The following is a 19,176-nucleotide window of genomic DNA, read 5'->3' as shown; positions in this document are numbered from 1 at the left end:
GTCGCGGTCCACGGCCCGGGTGTCGGCCGGCTCGTCGGTGCGGGCCCCCGCGGTGGTCCCGGTCTCCTTCCCGGCCGGGGCCACCAGTTCGGTGCGCGGGCCCGGCACGAGGACCGCGCCGAACTGGAGCATGCGGTGCAAGAGCTCCTCGGGCGCCCGTGTGTCGGCGACCCCGACCGCGGCGAGCAGGTCGCGCGGGTGCGAGGTCAGCGACTTCGGGTACGCGTCCCGCAGCCGGTCGGGCCTCGGTCCGTCGGTGCCCGCCTCGACGGTGGCGCGCCCCACGGCGACGGCGGCGTGTTCGGCGAGGTGGGCCCGCACGTGGCCCTCGATCTCGGTGCGACGGGGCACGGTACCGGGCCGGGCCAGCAGCACCACGTCACCCTCGGCGGCGGCCAGCCCCGCACGGGAGAGCTCCCAGAGGCGGGCCGGGCCGGGCACCGTCAGGACCCGTTGACACGGCGGTCCGGGGTCGATCGACGGCAGGGTGGTGCACACCAGGGCGTCGAGGTCCTTGCCCGGGCCCATGCGCTGCCGTACCCGTTCCATCACATGCTCGAGCTGTTCGGTGCCGCAGGTCTCGGAACCGTCCGGCACCGGGATCACCACGCTCACCCCGGGCCGGGGGCCCAAGGGCGGCAGCCCGCCGTCCACCCGTGCCTCCCGGTTCTCCGTCACGCTCGCTCCCCTCATCCCAGGACCCGGCACCAGAACCGGCCCACGCGCGTGCGCGTGAGCAGGTCGAGCCTGTGCCGCAGCCGCCGTTCCCACGCCCGCATCCGGGCGGCCTCGGCCTCGTGCTCGTGCAGGCGCTCCCATTTCCGAGCGCGCCGCTCGTCCGTCCTGCCCGGTGGGGTGAGCAGACGGCTCTGCCCGTCGATCCAGCGCGTTCCGGGCCGGCGAGGACCGAGGCGCACCACGGGGTCGCTCTCCGAACGCCGGTGGGCGGCGCGGGCGCGGGCAGCGGTGCGTTCCAAGCGCGGACCGCCGAGATCGGACTCGGGTACGGTCGCGCGGACCACGTCGGCGCCGGAACGTTGCGCCTCCTCCACCATCACCCTGACCACGTCGGTCTCGGGCCGCAGGTCCCAAGGCACGCGCAGCACGAACGGGACGAGCGGATCGGCTACGGGTTCGCCGCTTCCCACCCTGATCCGCGGGTCGGCGCGGAAGTATGCGCGCAGCTCCGATTCCGTGGTCGATCCGGCCTCGGTCCTCAGTGTGATCCGGGTTCCGCTGGTGTCCTCGGACAGGATGCGGTCCACGGTGTCGGCCGCGGTGGCGCTGTCCGCGCCTGCGGTGTCCACGACGACGTGGGCCGACGGAACCCGCCAGTGCGGGCCCGGGCGCTCGTCCCGTTCCGGTGAGGTGGGGACCCATTGGGCCACGCGTGCCCGGGTGAGCGGGTCGGGGCCGCCGTTCCCGTGCCGTGTCCCCGGACTGTGGCGGATCCCGGGGTCGGTGGCCGGCAGCGCACCGTGCTGGAGCAGCAGGTGGTGCAGGACCTCCTCCTCGGCGGGGAGTTCGCCCCCGGCCGAGGCGGCGCAGTCCGTCAGGACGGACCGGGGCGCCGAGAACCCGCTGCGCAGGGCGCCCGGCCACGGGGGGCCGGCCCACTCGTGCAGGACCCGCCGGTCCCCTCCCCCGACTTGCGCGTCCCCCTCGCCCTCCGCGGCGGTCCCCTCGGGTGTGCTGCACAGCAGGAGCCCGCGTACGGCGTGGTGGCCCCGCAGGTGGGCCTCCACGAAGGTCGGCGGGATGCGGTCGCCGGCCTCGAGCCACAGCACCACGGAGTGGTCCGCGGGCGCGGTCCGCCACAGTGGCCCGCCGCTCGCGGTCTCCACACGGGTGCGCTCGGGACGGCCCCCGTCCGAGATGCGCACGCCGGCGTCGCCAGCGACCGTGGTCTCGGTGAGCGCGGCCGGATAGGTCTGTGCGGCCAGGTCGGCCAGGAGCGGGGCCGGGTCGGCTCCGGCGCGTTCGGCCCGGACCACGACGTGCACGCCCAGTTCCGGTTCCCAGGTACCCAGTACGGGCAGGAACCGTGCCGCCTCGTGGCTGTCCGGCACAGTGGTGTTCCCCGTTGCCTGTGTGGGCGCGCTCATCCGACCTCCGTCACCGGTCCGGGCGTTCCGGAGACGGGCTCCGGTGCGCCCCAGGGCAGGGCCGACCCGGTGACCGGCACGTCCCTCGGGTCGGGCTCCAACAGTGGGCTGGGGCGCCATCCGGGCAGCTGGCCCTTGCCCTCGCGGCGCAGGAAGTGTCCGGCCCCGACGGTCCACGTGTGGCCCTTTTCCTTGCGCCGCACCATGAAGTTGCACCCGTGCGTGCGGTAGATGCGTCCGCCGGCCAGCTGCACCCCGGTCAGGCACTGGGAATCGACCCCGCGGGCCAGCGGCCGGAACCCGCCGATCTCCTCCAGGGTCCCCTGGTCGAGGAAGAGCGTGCACCCGCTGACGTGCTTCGCCGGCCTCTCGCTCTCCCCGGCCAGGCGGACCGTGGTGTCCAGGGCCTCCAGGTAGAAGAACTCCGGGGAGGAGCCGACCAGGTCGGCCCCGGAGTAAGTACGAGCCGAGACCAGGTCGGCGAGGTGCTCGGGGCCGTACCAGTCGTCGTCGTCCATCTTGGCGACCATGTGGCCGCTCGCCCTCCGTGCCGACCGGTCGAGGACCGTGCCGAGGGCCAGGGACGGGTCGGGCTCGTGCAGGACCAGCTCACGGCCCGAGGCACGGAAGGCACGTATCTCCGCGGCGACCTCGGGGATCTCCCGGTCGAACCCGTGCAGCGCGAGCACGGTCTCGGTCTCGACCCCGCGTTGGCGTGCGACCTGGCGCAGCGCGAAACCGACCATCTCCGGGCGCCGGGTGCACAGGAGCACGGACACGGCCGGGTCGGTGTCGGCGCCCAGCCCCAGCTCGGTCCCCATGCGGCGCCACCGGGCCGAGGCACCGTGCTCGCGCAGGGCGGCCCGCCGGGTACGGATGCTGTGGATCTCGCGTGTGTCCTCGTCGTCGAGGTCGGCCTCTCGCACCGACCTCAGACGGGTCAGGGTCTCCTCTCCCAGCCCGGTCGCCCAGCTCGGTACGGGGCCGCTGACCAGTGGGACACCGGCCGCGGCCAGGGCGGCCACGGCACGGGCCGCTGCGAGCGGCCCGCTGTGCCGGCCCCAGACGATCTCGACGGCACGCAGGTCGCGGACCCGGGCGATGTGCACATCGGTCACGCCCCCGTCGTCGGGCACGCTCCAGCGCACGTGTCCCCCGACGCGGAGGTGCCAGCGCCCGTCGCGGTCCTCCAGACTGCCGGTGACGGGCTCGGAGGTGCGGGTGAAGCCGATGGGATTGACGACCCGTTCGTCCACCGGTGGCACCTGGTCGGCGGTGGGCCGTTCGGGGGTGTGCGCATCGAGGGCCCCGAGGTTCTCCCAGGAGGTGTGGCCCACGGAGGCGCGGCGGATCCGTGGCGGGGCGTCCTCGGGCAGTGAGCACCCGGAGGCGGTGGTGTCGAGGATCGCGTCGACGTGTTCGGTGCGGTGGCAGCGTGGGTCGCCCGGTCGCCAGAGACCGGCGTCGGTGCCCCGGACCGCGGCCAGCACGGGCAGGGGGCGTTCCCGCCGTCCCCCGACCATGCCGTGGGCCAGCGCCGAGACGACCGGGGGCAGGGGGACGGGGACCCCGAAGTACAGGTCGGCGGCCCATCCCTCCTCGCCGGCGCGCCGTACGCGGGAGTCGACGAGCTCACCCCAGGGCCCGAGGCCGGGCAGGACCGGCAAGGGCGGGCTCAGATGGGGTGCAGCCGCCGTGATGAGCACGACGATGCGTGCCGAGCGCGGGAACCCGGAGAGGTGGGCGAGGGCCCGGCGCAGGTCGGTGGGTGTGGCAGCCAGGAGCACGGTGAGCCCGCAGGGCCGGGTGCCGGAAACGGCCGTTTCGCGCCGCACGTGCTGAACGGAGACCGGACGCTGGTCCAGGTCGTGGAGCGCGACCTCCTCCGGCAGCTCGGACCGGACCGGCCCGTCGCAGTCCCCGACGGTGCAGACCACGGTACGTCCCGGTTCGCGTGTACGCAGGGCTTCCTCCAGCAGCGCCCGTATCACGTGAGGACCTTCGGGCTGCCGTCGGCCTCCTCCCGGGCCCGGGGGGTCCCCTCTCCGCGCAGGGTGTCCTCCATCTCGGAGATACGGTCGGCGATCTCCTCCGTGCGGCCGAGGAGTTCCATCCGTTGTTCCCCGGTGAGCTCACGGATCAGGCGCACGTTCCGGTCGAGCCCGGCACGCAACTGCTGGATCTGCCGGTTCGTGTGGCGCACCAGCAGAGCCAGCACCACGGCCGAAACCAGAACGGTCGTGAGAGCGAGCGCGCGGGCCGCCGCCCAGAACCCGACGAGGCCCGAGCCGATCAGGGCGGCGGTTCCGACGAGAAGCACGGTGAGGAGCAACAGGAGCAACTGGACTGGCCGTGAACGAGGCATACGCACAACATCACCAAACCGGCATCGGGGTCGAAGAGTGCAGGAATGAATCCGCTTCAGAATGCCACGGAGACCGGAGGAGCCAACGGAATTTCAGGTGGATCCTCGTTAATTTGCCAAGAATTGCACACGCATGAATTCCCGCAAACCCTATTTCCCCCACCAAAAGGGCGAATGCGAAATAACGTTCAGCTGTTCCTTTTTCCTGCCGAACGAGAACCGCCCCGCCGGAACGGGTCCGGCGGGGCGGTTCTGGACATCGCGGTCCTGGGACGGGAAGGAGCCTCAGCCCTCCAGGTCGATCTGCCGCGTGATGTCGGCCTCGATCATCTCCGAGATCGAGGTCAGGACGTCGTCGGGGACCACGGTGTCGACGGTCAGGATGATGAGCGCCTTGCCGCCCTCCTTGTCCCGGATCACCTGCATCCCGGCGATGTTGACGCCGGTGTCGCCCAGCACCGCGCCGACGCGGCCGACGATGCCGGGGCGGTCCTCGTAGGACAGGAACACCATGTGCTCGGCGAGGCCGATCTCCATCGTGTAGTTGTTGACCTCCACCAGCTTCTCGAACTGGCGCGGGCCCGTCAGGGTGCCCGAGACCGACACCCTGGTGCCGTCGGCGAGCACGCCGCGCACCGAGATGAGGTTGCGCCAGTCGCTGGAGCCCTCACCGGTGACGAGGTTGACCTCGAGCCCGCGTTCCTTGGCCAGCAACGGGGCGTTGACGAAGGTGACGGTGTCCTCGACGACGTCGGTGAACACACCCTTGAGCGCGGCCAGTTCCAGCACCTTCACGTCGTGCTCGGCGATCTCGCCGCGTACCTCGACGTCGATGCGGGTGGCCAGCGTTCCGGCCAGGGAAGTGAAGACCCGGCCGAGCTTCTCGGTCAACGGCAGCCCCGGCTTGACCTCCTCGGCCACACCGGTGCCCTGGACGTTGACGGCGTCGGGCACGAACTCGCCGGACAGGGCCAGCTTGACCGAGCGCGCCACCTGCGTTCCGGCCTTCTCCTGGGCCTCGGCGGTGCTGGCGCCCAGGTGCGGGGCCACGACCACGTTCTCGAACCCGAACAGCGGGCTGTCGGTGGTCGGCTCGGTGGTGAACACGTCGATGCCGGCACCGGCGACGCGGCCGTCCTTGAGCGCCCGGTACAGGGCGTCCTCGTCGAGGATGCCGCCGCGGGCGGCGTTGATGACCCGCACCGAGGGCTTGACCTTCTCGAAGGCCTCGTCGCCGATCAGGCCCAGGGTGTCCTTGTTCTTGGGCAGGTGGATGGTGATGAAGTCGGAACGCTGCAGCAGGTCCTCCAGCGTGGTCATCTCCACACCGAGCTGGGCGGCGCGGGCGGGCTGCACGAACGGGTCGTAGGCGATGACCCGGGTCCCGAAGGCCTGCAGGCGCTGGGCGACGAGCGCACCGATGCGCCCCAGGCCCACGACACCCACGGTCTTCTCGTACAGCTCCACACCGGTGTACTCGGAGCGCTTCCACTCACCGTTGATGAGCGCGTTGTGTGCGGGGGCGGTGTTGCGGGCGCTGGCCAGCAGCAGGTTGATGGCCTGCTCGGCGGCGCTGATGATGTTGGAGGTCGGGGCGTTGACGACCAGAACACCGGCCTTGGTCGCGGCATCGACGTCGACGTTGTCCAGGCCCACACCGGCTCGGGCCACGACCTGCAGACGGTCGCCTGCGGCCACGACCTCGGCATCGACCTGGGTGGCGCTGCGCACGACGAGCGCGTCGACGCCGGCGAGGGCGGGCAGGAGCTGGGACCGGTCGGAGCCGTCGACGTGGCGCACCTCGAAGTCCTCTTCGAGGAGGGCGATTCCGGCGGGGGAGAGCTTCTCCGCTACGAGTACGGCGGGTTTGGACACAACGTTTCCTTTTCGAGTGGTGCGACCCGACCGCGCAGGTGACGGCCCTGCCCTGATCGGGTGTGACGGCCGCCGAGAAGTCTACTAGGGGGGTCGGAAAGGCTGAGGGGGGTTCCCCCCGGAAACCGGGAGCCGCCCTGGTCATCCCGGCCGGAACACGACCGCACCGGGGCGGAACCGTGCTCCACCCCGGTGCTGGGAGACCCTGTGCCGAAGGTCCTGCCCTCCGGCGGGGATCTCAGGCCTTGAGCCAGCTCATGAGCGGGCGCAGCTCGGCGCCGACCGTCTCGATCTGCTCGTTCTGCTCGGCCTCGCGGCGCTTGGTGAAGGTGGGCTTGCCCGCGTCGAACTCCTCCATGAGCTCCTTGGCGTAGGAGCCGTCCTGGATCTCGCCGAGGAGCTTGCGCATCTCCTCGCGGGTCTGGTCGGTGATCAGGCGCGGGCCACGGGTGTAGCCGCCGTACTCGGCGTTGTCCGAGATCGACCAGTTCATCTTGCTCAGGCCGCCCTCGTACATGAGGTCGACGATGAGCTTGACCTCGTGCAGGCACTCGAAGTAGGCGATCTCCGGCTGGTAACCCGCCTCGACGAGGGTCTCGAAACCGCCCTTGACCAGCTCCTCCATGCCGCCGCACAGCACGGTCTGCTCACCGAAGAGGTCGGTCTCGGTCTCCTCGGTGAACGTGGTCCGGATGGCACCGGCCCTGGTGCCGCCGATGCCCTTGGCCCAGGAGAGGGCGAGTTCCCAGGCCTGGCCGGTGGCGTCCTCCTCGACTGCGACGAGGCAGGGCACGCCGCGGCCGTCCTCGAACTGGCGGCGGACCAGGTGACCGGGGCCCTTGGGGGCGACCATGGCCACGTCCACGCCCTCGGGGGCCTTGACGAAGCCGTAGCGGACGCTGAAGCCGTGCGCGAAGAACAGGGCGTTGCCGGCCTCCAGGTTGGGGGCGATCTCGGCCGTGTAGAGGTCACGCTGGATGTGGTCGGGGACCAGGATCATGATGACGTCGGCCTCGGCGGTGGCCTCGGCCGGGGTCAGGACGCGCAGGCCCTCCTCCTCGACCTTGGCGCGGCTCTTGGAGCCCTCGGCCAGACCGATACGGACGTCCACACCCGAGTCCCTCAGCGACAGCGCGTGCGCGTGACCCTGGCTGCCGTAGCCGATCACGGCGACCTTCTTGCCCTGGATGAGCGCGAGGTCCGCGGCGTCGTCGTAGTACATCTGTGCTGCCACTTGGGGTTACTCCTTGTTCTTGACGTGCTTCTCGGGGACGCGGGGCTCAGGGTCCCCCGTGTCGGGGCCCACAGCTCAGGCGCTGCGGTCGACCGGTCGCAGGGACCGGTCGGTGATCGAGCGGGGGCCGCGCCCCAGGGCGACCAGCCCTGACTTGACCAACTCCCGGATCCCGAAGGGTTCCAGGTTCTTGACCAGGGCATCGAGCTTCTCGGGGTCGCCGGTGGCCTCGATGACGACGACGTCCGGGCTGACGTCCACGACATGTGCGCGGAACAGCTCGGCCGTCTGCAACACGTGGGTACGGCTCGACGCGTCGGCCTTGACCTTGACGAGCAGGAGCTCGCGCTGGACCGACGCGGCGGTGTCCATCTCCACGATCTTGACGACGTTGACCAGCTTGTTGAGCTGTTTGGTCACCTGCTCCAAAGGGTGTAGGTCGCAGTTGACCGCGATCGTCATCCGGGACAGGCCCGGGTACTCGGTGGTACTCACGCTCAGCGAGTCGATGTTGAAACCGCGGCGCGAGAAGAGGGAGGAGGCACGAGCCAGGATACCCGGGGTGTCCTCCACCAGAACGGAAAGCGTGTGACTGCTCATGGTGGCGATTCCTCTTAGTCCTCGTGCTCCCAGTCCGGCGCCATGTCGCGCGCGTACTGGATCTCGTCGTTGCTGACGCCGGGGCCGACCATGGGCCAGACCATGGCGTCGTGGTTGACGGTGAAGTCGACGACCACGGGCACGTCGTTGATGGACATGGCCTTCTCGATCGTGGCGTCGATCTCCTCGGGGGTCTCGCAGCGCAGGCCGACGCAGCCGTAGGCCTCGGCCAGGCGCACGAAGTCGGGGATGCGCACCTTCGTGTCCAGGGGCGAGGTCTGCAGGTCCGTGTTGGAGTAGCGGCCCTCGTAGAACAGGGTCTGCCACTGCCGGACCATGCCGAGGTTGCCGTTGTTGACGATGGCGACCTTGAGCGGGATGCCCTCGACGGCGGCGGTGGCCAGCTCCTGGTTGGTCATCTGGAAGCAGCCGTCGCCGTCGACCGCCCACACCACACGCTCGGGGTCGGCGAGCTTGGCTCCGAGCGCCGCGGGCACGGAGAAGCCCATGGTGCCCAGTCCGCCGGAGTTGACGAAGGAGCCGGGGCGCTGGTGGCCGATGAACTGGGCGGCCCACATCTGGTGCTGTCCCACGCCCGCCACGTAGGTGGCCTCGGGGCCGACGAGGCGGCCCAGGCGCTCGATCACGTGCTGCGGCGAGAGGGTGCCGTCGTCGGTGCGGTCGTAGTCCTTGGGGTAGGTCTCGCGCAGGTACCCGAGCTGGTTCCACCAGGCGGTGTAGTCGCCCTCGCGGCCCTTTTCCTGGTCGGCGCGCACGGCCACGACGAGGTCGGCGAGGACCTCGCGGCAGTCACCGACGATGGGCACGTCCGCGTGGCGGTTCTTGGAGATCTCGGCCGGGTCGATGTCGGCGTGGACGATCCGGGCGTCGGGCGCGAAGCTGTCGAGGCGGCCGGTGACGCGGTCGTCGAAGCGTGCGCCGAGGGCGATCATGAGGTCGGCCCTCTGCAGGGCGCCGACGGCGGAGACGTCGCCGTGCATGCCGGGCATGCCCACGTGCTGGGGGTGGTCGTCGGGGAACACGCCCCGCGCCATGAGGGTGGTGACCACGGGCACGCCGGTGAGCTCGGCCAGGACGCGCAGTTCGGCGGAGGCGCCGGCGCGCAGGACCCCGCCGCCTGCGTAGAGGACGGGGCGCTCGGCCTCGGCGATCATCCGGGCGGCCTCGCGCACCTGCTTGCCGTGGGGCTTGTTCACGGGGCGGTAGCCGGGCAGGTCCAGGCGCTCGGGCCAGTTGAATTCGGTGGTGGTCTGGAGGGCGTCCTTGGAGATGTCGACCAGCACGGGGCCGGGGCGGCCGCTGGAGGCGATGTGGAAGGCCTCGGCGATGGTGCGGGGGATGTCCTCGGCTTTCCTCACCAGGAAGTTGTGTTTGGTGACCGGCATGGTGATGCCGCAGATGTCGGCTTCCTGAAAAGCGTCGGTGCCGATCGCGGGCGAGGCGACCTGACCGGTGATCGCGACCATGGGAACGGAGTCCATGTGGGCGTCGGCCAGGGGGGTGACGAGGTTGGTGGCTCCGGGGCCGCTGGTGGCCATGCACACGCCGGGCTTCCCTGTGGCGTAGGCATACCCCTCGGCCGCGTGACCGGCCCCCTGCTCGTGGCGCATCAGGACGTGGCGCACCTCGGACGAGTCGTAGAGGGGGTCGTATGCGGGGAGGATGGCGCCACCGGGAATCCCGAAGACAGTGTCAACGCCGACGTGTTCCAGCGACCTGATCAGCGATTGTGCGCCGGTCATCTGCTCGGTCATCTCAAGATCCTTCAGCGAGGGTTCAGAGCGGTCGGGAGCTCTGGACCGTGGTGGATTTTCGACTCACGTCCTTGCGGCAATAAAAAAACCCCCACCGCGGTGCGGTTGAGGGGTGGCGCGCAGCAGAAAGGACTCAGTGGGCTGCGCGCCGACCAAGTACGAGAATCAGGGAGTTGTTGCTCTGCATGTTGACAACATTGGCCGAACGTGGGGTCGCGCGTCAACATGAACCCAGCTTTGTCTCACCATGTGAAACGCCGGTGCCACCATCCGACCGTATCTGATGCGACAAAACCCCTGCTCACAGGGCATTAACGACAAAAGGCCCGAGTGTGTGTTCTGCGTTACACGCACCCGGGTCCACCATGCGGGACGCTCCCGGCCCTCACTCGAACAGGGCGCCGGCCTTCTCCACGGTCGCCGCACGGCGCAGCCAACCGGACAGGATCTGCGGATCCGACTCCCCGGCCACGCGCTCGCGTACACGGTCCGGTACCGACAGGCCACGCGCCTCCAGGACCGCCACCACCGACTCCGCCATGGCCTCGACCCGGCCCTTGGCCTCACCCTTGGCCTCACCCTTGGCCTCACCCTCACGGAAGGGGCGGCCGATCAATTCGGTCCGGAACTGGTAGTCACCAATAGTCATGAGATCCTCCAGAGGATTCCCGGTGGCGGACCTGAGGGCCGCCAGCACATAGTCAGCGTACAGCGACGAGGCAGAGGAATCGATGCTCGTCAGAGCGGTGGCCAGAGCGGCCAGCGCCTCCGAGTTGTCGGTCGGGGCCGCAGCCATCGCCAGAACGGTCAGCAACGGGTTCCGGTCGGCCTCGGCCGTGTCGGTGACCGGTCGGAGCGACTCCGTGGAGAAGACCACCGGTCGCACCTCCCCGCATCCCAGATCGATCGTCTTGGCGAACCTGTGGGCCAGGGCCGTGGTCGGTGTGAGGACCAGAAGCGCCACGGGGCACTGATGGCGGTGCCGCACATTGGCCACATACGCGGGCCAGGAATACTGCTTCCGGGTGTCCCAACCCAACTGCGACTCGGTGATGACGGCCATGACCTTGACCGGGTCGGTGCCCTCGTGCTCGTAGGGCGGACGCTCGCACACCACCACCGAGTCACTGATCAGCTCCGACGGCGCGGTGTGTGTGGCCTCCGCGGCCCCGTCTCTGACATGACTGAACTTCGGCAGCGGCATCCCGCTGACTTCACGGAAGAGTTCGACCGCGAAGGCGGGGTCGTTGCGGATCAGATCGACGGGAAGCTCGTGTGAGGCTGAGGGCATGCCCGGACACTAGCGGCATGCCCCGCATCATCGCAGGACAACGGGGGTTTGCCCGAAAAGTCATCTCGCCGCCGGCACAGTCAACGCTCAGAGGTCGACGCCGACCTCGCCCCCGACGAGGGCCTCCACGCCGCTCGCCGCCATGGGACGCGCCACCAGGAACCCCTGCCCGTGGTCGCAGCCCATCGCCCGCAGCTGCTCCAACTGCTCGGGACGCTCGATGCCCTCGGCCACCACCTGCACACCCAGGTCGCGCCCGAGCTGGATGATCGTGTGCGTGAGCAGAGTGACGGTGTCGTCGCGGCCCAGGTCCGCGATGAAGGACGGGTCGATCTTGATCGCGTCCACACTCAGCTCGCGCAAGTGCGCCAACGACGCGTACCCCATCCCGTAATCGTCGATGGCCAGCTGCACGCCCAGGGCCCGCAACTCGCTCAGTCGCGCCACGGCCTCGGCCCCGTCGTCGAGCAGGAGCTCCTCGTCGACCTCCAGGGTCAGGACCTCCGCGGGCAACCCCGTGTCGGCCAACACACCCTCGACGGCCGAGACGAAACGCTCCGACAGCACCTGCTTGGCCGACAGGTTCACCGACAACCCGATGTCCCAGTCCGAGACCCGCCACACGGCGACCTTCTGGCAGGCCTCACGCAGGATCCACTCCCCCAACGGGACGATGAGCCCGGACTCCTCGGCCGCCCCGAGGAACTCCTCCGGCGGCACCGTGCGTCCCTCGTGGTCCCAACGCACCAAGGCCTCCACGGAGGTCACCTGCGAGCTGCCCAGATCCACCATCGGCTGGTACTCCAGGTAGAAGTCGCCCGCCGCCAGGGCCTCGCGCAGGTGTATCTGCAGCTCCAGCCGGGAGATGACCGTCTCGTGCATGTGGGCGGCGTAGACCTCCACGGTCCCGGCACCGCGCTCCTTGGCCCTGGTCATGGCCACGTCGGCGTTGCGCAGCAGCTCCCCGCTGCCCATGCCCGCCTCGGCGAAGGCCACACCCAGGCTGGCGGTGAGCATGATGTCGCGGTCGGCGACCTGGAACGGTTCGGAGGCGATCACCCGGCCCAGGCGTTCGGCCAGATCGACCACGCGCTGGGCCTTTCCGGCGCTCTCCACCAGGACGGCGAACTCGTCCCCGCCCCACCGGGTCAGGGTGGAGGAGGAGTCCAGTTCCGCGCGCAGCCGCCGCGCGGCCTGCCCCAGCAGATGGTCGCCGCGTACGTGGCCCGCGGAGTCGTTGACGGCGGTGAACCCGTCCAGGTCGAGGAAGACCACCGCGACCCCGTCGACGGGTTCCTCACTGATGGCCCGGTGCGCCAGGACGTCGCTGGCACGCTCCTCCAAGTAGGCCCGGTTGGGCAGCCCCGTCACCCCGTCGTGGAAGGTCAGGTGGCGCACCTCGTTCTGCAGGGCCACCTGGGCGGAGATGTCGCGGGTGGTGACCAGCAGGCGGTCCGGTTCCCCGGGCTGCTCGTACAGGGAGACCGTGGACTCGGTGTGGCGCCAGGTTCCGTCTGCGGCCGCCACCCGCAGCCGCAGGTGCATCCCTTGGGAGGACCGTTCGGTGAACAGTTCACCGACCGACTCGGTACGCTCCAGGTCCTCGGGGTGGATGAGCGCCGTGATGGGGGCGGCGAGCACGTCGTCGAGGCGGTAACCGAACGCCTCGGCCGTGCCCGGGCTCACGTAGTGGACGCTGGCGTCCTGGTCGAGCACGAGGATGACGTCGCCGCTGTTGCGTGCCAGCTCGTTGAAGTGGCCCTCGCGGTTGCGCACCATACGCGAGAGGGTCGCATTCTCCTCCAACATGCCCAGCACCCGGATCAGCAGCACGATCACGGCCGTGCCCGCCGCCAACGGCAGGACGGAGGCGATGTCGTCCAGGCGCAGGGCCGCGACGGTCAGCACCACCGTGGCCACCGCCAACGCGCCCACGGCCGCCAGCTCCGGCGCGAACCGGTACAGGCCGCGCCCGGTGATGCGGCGGGGATCGGCACCGGTGCGGTGCTCCACCATCCAGGGCAGGGCCGCCAACAGGGCCAGGCCCAGGAACCGGATCGGGTGCTCGACACCGCCGGCCACGGGCGGTCCGGTCAGGCGGGTGATCGCGCCGAGCAGGTCCGAGGCGGCGATGATGATCAGCACACCGATCACCATGAGCACGGCCCGGCGGGTGCTGTGCGGCGACATGAAGACCAGCGGCACCAGCAGGCACAGGACCACGATGTCGGCGACCGGATAGACCAGCGCGAACCCCAGCAGCCCGGCGCCCTCCCCCAACTCCTCGTAGAGCGGGGAGAAGATCAACAGCCACACGATCGCGAACACCGCCGCCGCGCACACGTAGCTGTCGGTGATGTGGCGTATGGCGGTGCGCACGCCCCCGGGCCAGGGCGCGAACCGGGTGAAGCCGACCACGAACAGCGGGAGCGCCGCCAAGGAGAACAGGTCGCCCAAGGTCAGGGACAGCATCGAGGTATTGCTCAACAGACCGGTGCCGGCGTGCGCGATCCCGCCCGCGCACCAAGCCAGCGCGGCAAAACCCAGGAAGCGCAGGGCCACGGGTCCGTCGGCGCCGTCGGCGTGGCCCTCGTGGTCGGCTCCGGTGGCCGCCCAACGGCGCGAGGCCACCAACAGCGACAGACCCGCCAGACCGGCCGTCACGGACGTGGGCCACTCGACCATCTCCGCGGCCAGTGTGTACTCGCCCAACGGAATGAACGTCGTGGCGACGTAGGCAGCGAAGAGCGCGAGGACACCGGCCAACCACGCACGGCGTGCACTGNGGCCCCCGCCTGTGGTCCCGCCTGCGGAGCGGCCGGGGGCTCCACGGCTCGGGGCCGCCGGTTCGCCTCCTCGGTCATGGAGTACACACCCTCGCTCTTGTCGGCCGGGCACCGTCCTCGGCGCCCGGCGGCGCGGCCGGCTCGCGCGGACCACGCGGGACTGGATCGGTCCCGTCCACCACGTCGGACGTGCCTCCTGCACGTCCGGGCCCGACGGCTCCACAACGCCCCGTGCGTCGCAACCCTACGCAACCGAGGTCACACACGGATTGAGGAGCGGATGAGAGTCGGGCTCCGCCTCCGCACACGCGGAAGGGGCCCTCGACCCGGGCGAACGGGTCGGAGCGCGTCCGCGCGACACTGCGCGACACTGCGCGACAGAGCATTCCACCTGGGCCCGAGTACCTGAGCCGCGTTCGGGAGCGGGGACCGGGACACGGCACAGTAGCACTCATGGGACGGGCACACCGGCGGGGCCGGGACGGCCTCCGCCGGCGTTCGGCGGACACACGAAGTGACCGCCCTCGTCCGGAAGCGGGAAGGACCCGGCCCCGGACGACACGAGGGTTCAGGAGACGCCGAGCTTCTCCAGGATGAGTTCACGGGCCCGGCCGGCGTCGGCCTGGCCACGCGTGGCCTTCATGACGGCACCCACCAGGGCGCCTGCTGCGGCCACCTTGCCACCGCGGATCTTCTCGACCACATCGGGGTTGCCGGCGATGGCCTCGTCCACGGCAGCGCCCAGGGCGCCGTCGTCGCTGACGACCTCGAGGCCGCGCGCCTCGACGACCGCGTCGGGTTCGCCCTCACCGGCCAGCACACCCTCCACGACCTGGCGGGCGAGCTTGTTGGTGAGCGTGCCCTCGGCGACCAGCGCGATGGTGCGGGCGACCTGGGCCGGGGTGATGTCGAGGGAGGAGAGCTCGACCTCCTGTTCGGTGGCGCGGCGGGAGAGCTCGTTCAGCCACAGCTTGCGCGCCTCGTTCGACGGCGCGCCCTCGGAGACGGTGGCCTCGACCAGATCGATGGCGTCGGCGTTGACCAGGTCGCGCAGCTCGGTGTCGGTCAGCTCCCATTCGGCCTTGACGCGGGCGCGCTTGGCGGCCGGCAGTTCGGGCAGGGTCGTGCGCAGTTCCTCGACCCACTCGGTGGAGGGAGCCACGGGCACCAGGTCGGGGTCCGGAAAGTACCGGTAGTCCTGGGCCTCCTCCTTGCTGCGGCCCGAGGTCGAGCGGCCCAGGTTCTCCTGGAAGTGGCGGGTCTCCTGGACCACACGCTCGCCCGCGCCGAGCACACCGGCCTGGCGCTCGATCTCCGAACGCACGGCACGGTCGACCGAGCGCAGGGAGTTGACGTTCTTGGTCTCGCTCCGGGTGCCCCACTCGCCGGCGCCGCGCTCGTTGATGGAGACGTTGACGTCGCAGCGCATGGAGCCCTCCTCCATACGCACGTCGGAGATGCCCAGGGAACGGGTGAGGTCGCGCAGCTCGGCGGCGTAGGCGCGGGCGACCAGCGGGGCGAGCTCGCCGGTGCCGGTGATGGGCTTGGTGACGATCTCCAGCAGCGGGATGCCGGCGCGGTTGTAGTCCACGTTGGAGTGGCTGGCACCGTGGATACGGCCGGTGGAACCGCCCACGTGGGAGGACTTGCCGGTGTCCTCCTCCATGTGGACACGCTCGATCTCCACCCGGAACTCGCGCGGGCCGTCGGGGGTGTCGACGGTGACGTCGAGGTGGCCGTCCACGCAGATCGGCTCGTCGTACTGGGAGATCTGGTAGTTCTTCGGCATGTCCGGATAGAAGTAGTTCTTCCGGGCGAACCGGCCCCACGGTGCGACGGAGCAGTTCAGCGCCAGGCCGAGACGGATCGCGCCCTCGACCGCCTTCTCGTTGACGACCGGCAGCGAACCGGGAAAGGCCAGGCAGATCGGGCACACCTGCGTGTTGGGCTCGGCTCCGAACATCGTCGAGCACGAGCAGAACATCTTCGAGGCGGTACCCAGCTCGATGTGGGTCTCCAGCCCGAGCACCGGCTCGTACGTGTCCAGAGCCTGCTCGAAGGCCACCGGCGTGGGGCCGTCGTTGGTGGCAGGGCCAGGAGTTACCGCGTGGGCCATCGCCGCAAACCCGTTTCCGTAGAGGACATACCTTCCTGCTCAGCCTACCGAGGCCCGAGGGGTGACCGTCCCGGCGCCGGGGACCATGTCATCGACGGATGTCACGACGAGCACACGATTAGGCTTCCGTCGGGCAGTTCGGCGCTCAGGTACGGGCTGTGGACGTTACTGTTGACGCCCGAGAAACGGTTTCGCCGGTCGGCCAACGGTGGCCCGGCCGCCCTGCGCACGGGAGCTGCCGATGACGGGCATCCTGCGTCGGTGCGCCGCTCTGCTCTCCACGGCCGCTCTTGGGGTCGCCATGACGAGCGCGCCCGCCGCATCCGAGGACTTCTCACGCGTGAACGGCACGCCCGTGCACGGTGTGCCGGTCGTGCTCGCCTCCGAGGAGGAGGTGCCCACCGCCCTGTACGGGCTCCGGGTCGGAGAGCACGGCTCCGTACATGCGTACACGGCCTCCACCGACCACGAGGTCCAGGCCAACTCCGCCTACGTTGAGTCCGGGTGGAGCGGTGTCGAAGGCTGGTCCGGAACCAGTGAGGAAACGGACCCCTCCGACCGCGCGAACTGGATCGTCTCGAACTCCTACCCGAACGTGCCCTTGGCAGAGTTGGCTCAGGAGAGCGACCATCCGGAACTGGAGGAGGCCGAGGCGGTCGCCGCCACCCAGANCGCCCCCGCCGTGGTCGACGCGCACGAGCACCTGGTCGAGAACAGCGCGGGCTCCGAGATGGGCGAGCCCGCGGGGTCGGTGGAGGTCAGCCCTTCCCACCTGGAGCTGGCTTCCCCCGAGGAGCCCCTGGGGCCGCTGGAGCTGAGCAGCACCGGGGACGGCCCTCTGACGCTGTCGCTGCGCGGGGCCCCGGAGTCCTGGCTGGTCGACGCCGACGGGGAACAGCTCGACTCCGCCCACGACGGCGACGAGGTCTACCTGGACGTGGACCCCGATGTCTCTTCCGGTGTGGCCACCCTGCACGTGCGCGGCGACGGGGTGCCCCTGCCCGAGGGGCAGCTGTTCACCGGACGCGACGGGATCAGCACCACGCCGCTCGTCACCGCCGAACCGGGGACCGCCACTACTACCGACACCGCGACGCTCACCTGGTACCCGGACGGGGACGCCTCCTCGGACGCCGGGGAGACGGATCTGTCCACCGACGAGGCACCCGAGCCGGACACCGGCGCAGACGCGAGGGAACCGGCTGCCGAAACCGACGAGCCCACATCCGAGAACCACCTGGCCAGCACAGGTACGTGGCTGAGCGGTCTGCTCGTCATCGCGGGTGCTCTCGTCGTATCCGGTCTGCTCATTCTGGTTCTGGGACGTAAACGCCGGAGCTGAGTCCGCGTCGGCAAAGGGCCGGCCTCCGATCCACGCTTCTGAAATGCGGACTTGTCCTCTATTCGCTTATGTCACACCCGTAATCCATCACATTTTGGGGAACCCGGTTGGATGCGGGCGCGGGGGTGACTAGTATCGGACAGGCGGTTCAAGCCTCCACCGACGAACGCACCCCGCTCATGCGTTGGCGAGCCCCCACCTCCGAGTCACCTTCGTGCCCCGGGCTCACGCCCAAGACGGATCTGCATCCATGGAACCGCCGTCGGTGAGTACCGCTCCCGCTCGACGACTACCTGTCCCACCGAGCGGACTCCATCCGGTCACCCCTACGACACCGGGAAACAACGTGAACCACTTCTCTTTCCCCCGTTTCGCCGGGCGCGCGGGCCTGTCCGCCACTGCCGCGGCCGCCCTGGCGTTCGGTCTCGCGGCCCCCGCCGCAGCCGACACCACGGAGACCTACGAAGGCGCGGTGCGGACCCAGTTCGCCGGCAATGAGCAAAGCGGCGAGACCGTCACCATGTCCGGCGGCACGATCGGCACCAACCTCTTCCGCCTGGAGCAGGAGAACGGCGACAGCGTCACCGCGTACTGCATCGACTTCGAGACCAACATCGTCGGCGGTGCCTGGTACCTCGAGGACGACTGGGCCAACTACCCGGGCAAGGGCGAATTCGCCGAGCCCGGCAAGGTCCACTGGCTCCTGCAGAACGGCTACCCGTCCGTGAGCGCCGAGGAGCTGGCCGAGGCCGCCGGCGGCGCCAACGCCGGCCGGGTCACCAAGGCCGAGGCCCTGGCCGCCACCCAGGCCGCCATCTGGCACTTCAGCAACGACGAGGACCTGACCCGTGGTCAGGGCAACGTCAACGCGATCTACGACCACCTCGTGGAGAGCGCCGAGCCGCTCCCGCAGGACGAGCCCGAGGCGTCCCTGTCCGTGAGCCCCGAGAGCGCCGCCGGCCAGGCCGGTGAGACCGTCGGCGAGTTCACCGTCAACACCAGCGCCGAGCAGGTGCCCGTCGAGCTGACCGCGCCCGACGGCGTCGACCTGGTCGACCTCGAGTCCGGCGAGGCCGTCGACGCCGTCGCGAACGGCTCCACCGTCGGCTTCTCCGTCCCCGAGGGCACCGAGCCCGGCGAGGCCTCCTTCAGCCTGGAGACCTCCTCCACCGTGGGGCAGGGCCGCCTGTTCAAGGGTGAGGACCCCGACGTTCCCACCCAGACCCTCATCACCGCCGAGGACAGCACGGCCACCGCGTCCGCCTCGGCCGGCGTCGAGTGGAGCGGGATCGACGAGCCCGAGCCGGAGCCCGAGCCCGAGCCCGAGGAGCCCACCGAGGAGCCCGAGCCCGAGCCCGAGCCCGAGGAGCCCACCGAGGAGCCCGGTGACGACAAGCCCGCGCCCGAGGACGACAAGGACGAGCCGGAGCTGCCGGTGACCGGTGGCGCCCTCGCCGGCCTGGTCGCGGCCGGTGTCGCTGCCCTCGGTGCCGGTGGCGGTGCGCTGTACCTGAGCCGTAAGCGCAAGGCCAGTGCCGGTGACGAGGAGACGGACGCCTAGAGCGTTCCGGTTCTCACACCCCCGTGTGGTGCGGCCCCGCCGGGACGCGCCACACGCCAGGGCCCATCCGCGTTGGCGGATTCTTGGGGTCCTCGCAACACCTGACGGTCTACGTGGTCGTCAGTA

At 70.3% G+C, this 19,176-nt stretch carries 12 protein-coding genes and 1 pseudogene; 2 read left to right on the top strand and 11 right to left on the bottom strand.

Annotated elements, in window-relative coordinates; translation table 11 throughout:
• From D473_RS0122790 to gatB, 11 genes and pseudogenes are all read right to left on the bottom strand, one after another.
• Positions 1 to 678, bottom strand: a pseudogene (locus D473_RS0122790) (hypothetical protein); the annotation flags it as partial.
• An 11-nt stretch (positions 679 to 689) separates the two neighbouring features.
• Complete coding sequence (locus D473_RS0122785) at positions 690 to 2,069, bottom strand: hypothetical protein (RefSeq protein WP_017611351.1); 1,380 nt, start codon at positions 2,067 to 2,069, stop codon at positions 690 to 692.
• 32 nt (positions 2,070 to 2,101) lie between these two features.
• Complete coding sequence (locus D473_RS0122780) at positions 2,102 to 4,096, bottom strand: glycosyltransferase (protein ID WP_017611350.1); 1,995 nt, start codon at positions 4,094 to 4,096, stop codon at positions 2,102 to 2,104.
• Positions 4,093 to 4,470: a hypothetical protein gene (locus tag D473_RS0122775; RefSeq protein ID WP_026127223.1), complete on the bottom strand. Its 378-nt coding sequence runs from the start codon at positions 4,468 to 4,470 to the stop codon at positions 4,093 to 4,095. Before D473_RS0122775 ends, D473_RS0122780 begins: the two co-directional genes overlap by 4 nt.
• Before the next feature lie 285 nt (positions 4,471 to 4,755).
• Complete coding sequence (gene serA, locus D473_RS0122770) at positions 4,756 to 6,345, bottom strand: phosphoglycerate dehydrogenase (RefSeq protein WP_017611348.1); 1,590 nt, start codon at positions 6,343 to 6,345, stop codon at positions 4,756 to 4,758.
• 238 nt (positions 6,346 to 6,583) lie between these two features.
• Positions 6,584 to 7,579 carry a ketol-acid reductoisomerase gene (gene ilvC / locus D473_RS0122765; protein WP_206539037.1) on the bottom strand — a complete coding sequence of 332 codons (996 nt, stop codon included), beginning with the start codon at positions 7,577 to 7,579 and terminating at the stop codon, positions 6,584 to 6,586.
• Between the two features lie 75 nt (positions 7,580 to 7,654).
• On the bottom strand, positions 7,655 to 8,179 hold the full coding sequence (ilvN, locus tag D473_RS0122760; protein WP_026127222.1) for an acetolactate synthase small subunit: 525 nt from the start codon (positions 8,177 to 8,179) through the stop codon (positions 7,655 to 7,657).
• Between the two features lie 14 nt (positions 8,180 to 8,193).
• A complete protein-coding gene (locus D473_RS0122755; protein WP_275040665.1) occupies positions 8,194 to 9,969 on the bottom strand; it encodes an acetolactate synthase large subunit in 1,776 nt (591 codons plus the stop codon).
• A 370-nt stretch (positions 9,970 to 10,339) separates the two neighbouring features.
• Positions 10,340 to 11,245 carry a hypothetical protein gene (locus D473_RS25280; RefSeq protein WP_017611344.1) on the bottom strand — a complete coding sequence of 302 codons (906 nt, stop codon included), beginning with the start codon at positions 11,243 to 11,245 and terminating at the stop codon, positions 10,340 to 10,342.
• 87 nt (positions 11,246 to 11,332) lie between these two features.
• Complete coding sequence (locus D473_RS0122745) at positions 11,333 to 14,011, bottom strand: putative bifunctional diguanylate cyclase/phosphodiesterase (RefSeq protein ID WP_017611343.1); 2,679 nt, start codon at positions 14,009 to 14,011, stop codon at positions 11,333 to 11,335.
• Positions 14,012 to 14,599: 588 nt separating this feature from the next.
• Positions 14,600 to 16,096 carry an Asp-tRNA(Asn)/Glu-tRNA(Gln) amidotransferase subunit GatB gene (gene gatB / locus D473_RS0122740; RefSeq protein WP_017611342.1) on the bottom strand — a complete coding sequence of 499 codons (1,497 nt, stop codon included), beginning with the start codon at positions 16,094 to 16,096 and terminating at the stop codon, positions 14,600 to 14,602.
• A gap of 292 nt (positions 16,097 to 16,388) precedes the next feature.
• On the opposite strand from gatB, the gene D473_RS0122735 reads away from it, so the two are divergent.
• Together D473_RS0122735 and D473_RS0122730 are read left to right on the top strand one after the other, a co-directional pair.
• A complete protein-coding gene (locus D473_RS0122735; RefSeq protein ID WP_026127221.1) occupies positions 16,389 to 17,489 on the top strand; it encodes a Cys-Gln thioester bond-forming surface protein in 1,101 nt (366 codons plus the stop codon).
• A gap of 346 nt (positions 17,490 to 17,835) precedes the next feature.
• Complete coding sequence (locus D473_RS0122730; RefSeq protein ID WP_017611340.1) at positions 17,836 to 19,050, top strand: thioester domain-containing protein; 1,215 nt, start codon at positions 17,836 to 17,838, stop codon at positions 19,048 to 19,050.
• The last annotated feature ends 126 nt before the right edge of the window (positions 19,051 to 19,176 follow it).

The sequence above is a fragment of the Nocardiopsis xinjiangensis YIM 90004 genome (assembly GCF_000341145.1).
Lineage (GTDB): Bacteria > Actinomycetota > Actinomycetes > Streptosporangiales > Streptosporangiaceae > Nocardiopsis > Nocardiopsis xinjiangensis.
This window is presented reverse-complemented; position numbering and strand designations above follow the sequence as displayed.

Coding starts and splice junctions, on each gene's coding strand:
- D473_RS0122775 (WP_026127223.1), bottom strand. CDS start 4,470: ATGCCTCGTTCACGGCCAGTCCAGTTGCTCCTGTTGCTCCTCACCGTG.
- ilvN (WP_026127222.1), bottom strand. CDS start 8,179: ATGAGCAGTCACACGCTTTCCGTTCTGGTGGAGGACACCCCGGGTATC.
- D473_RS25280 (WP_017611344.1), bottom strand. CDS start 11,245: ATGCCCTCAGCCTCACACGAGCTTCCCGTCGATCTGATCCGCAACGAC.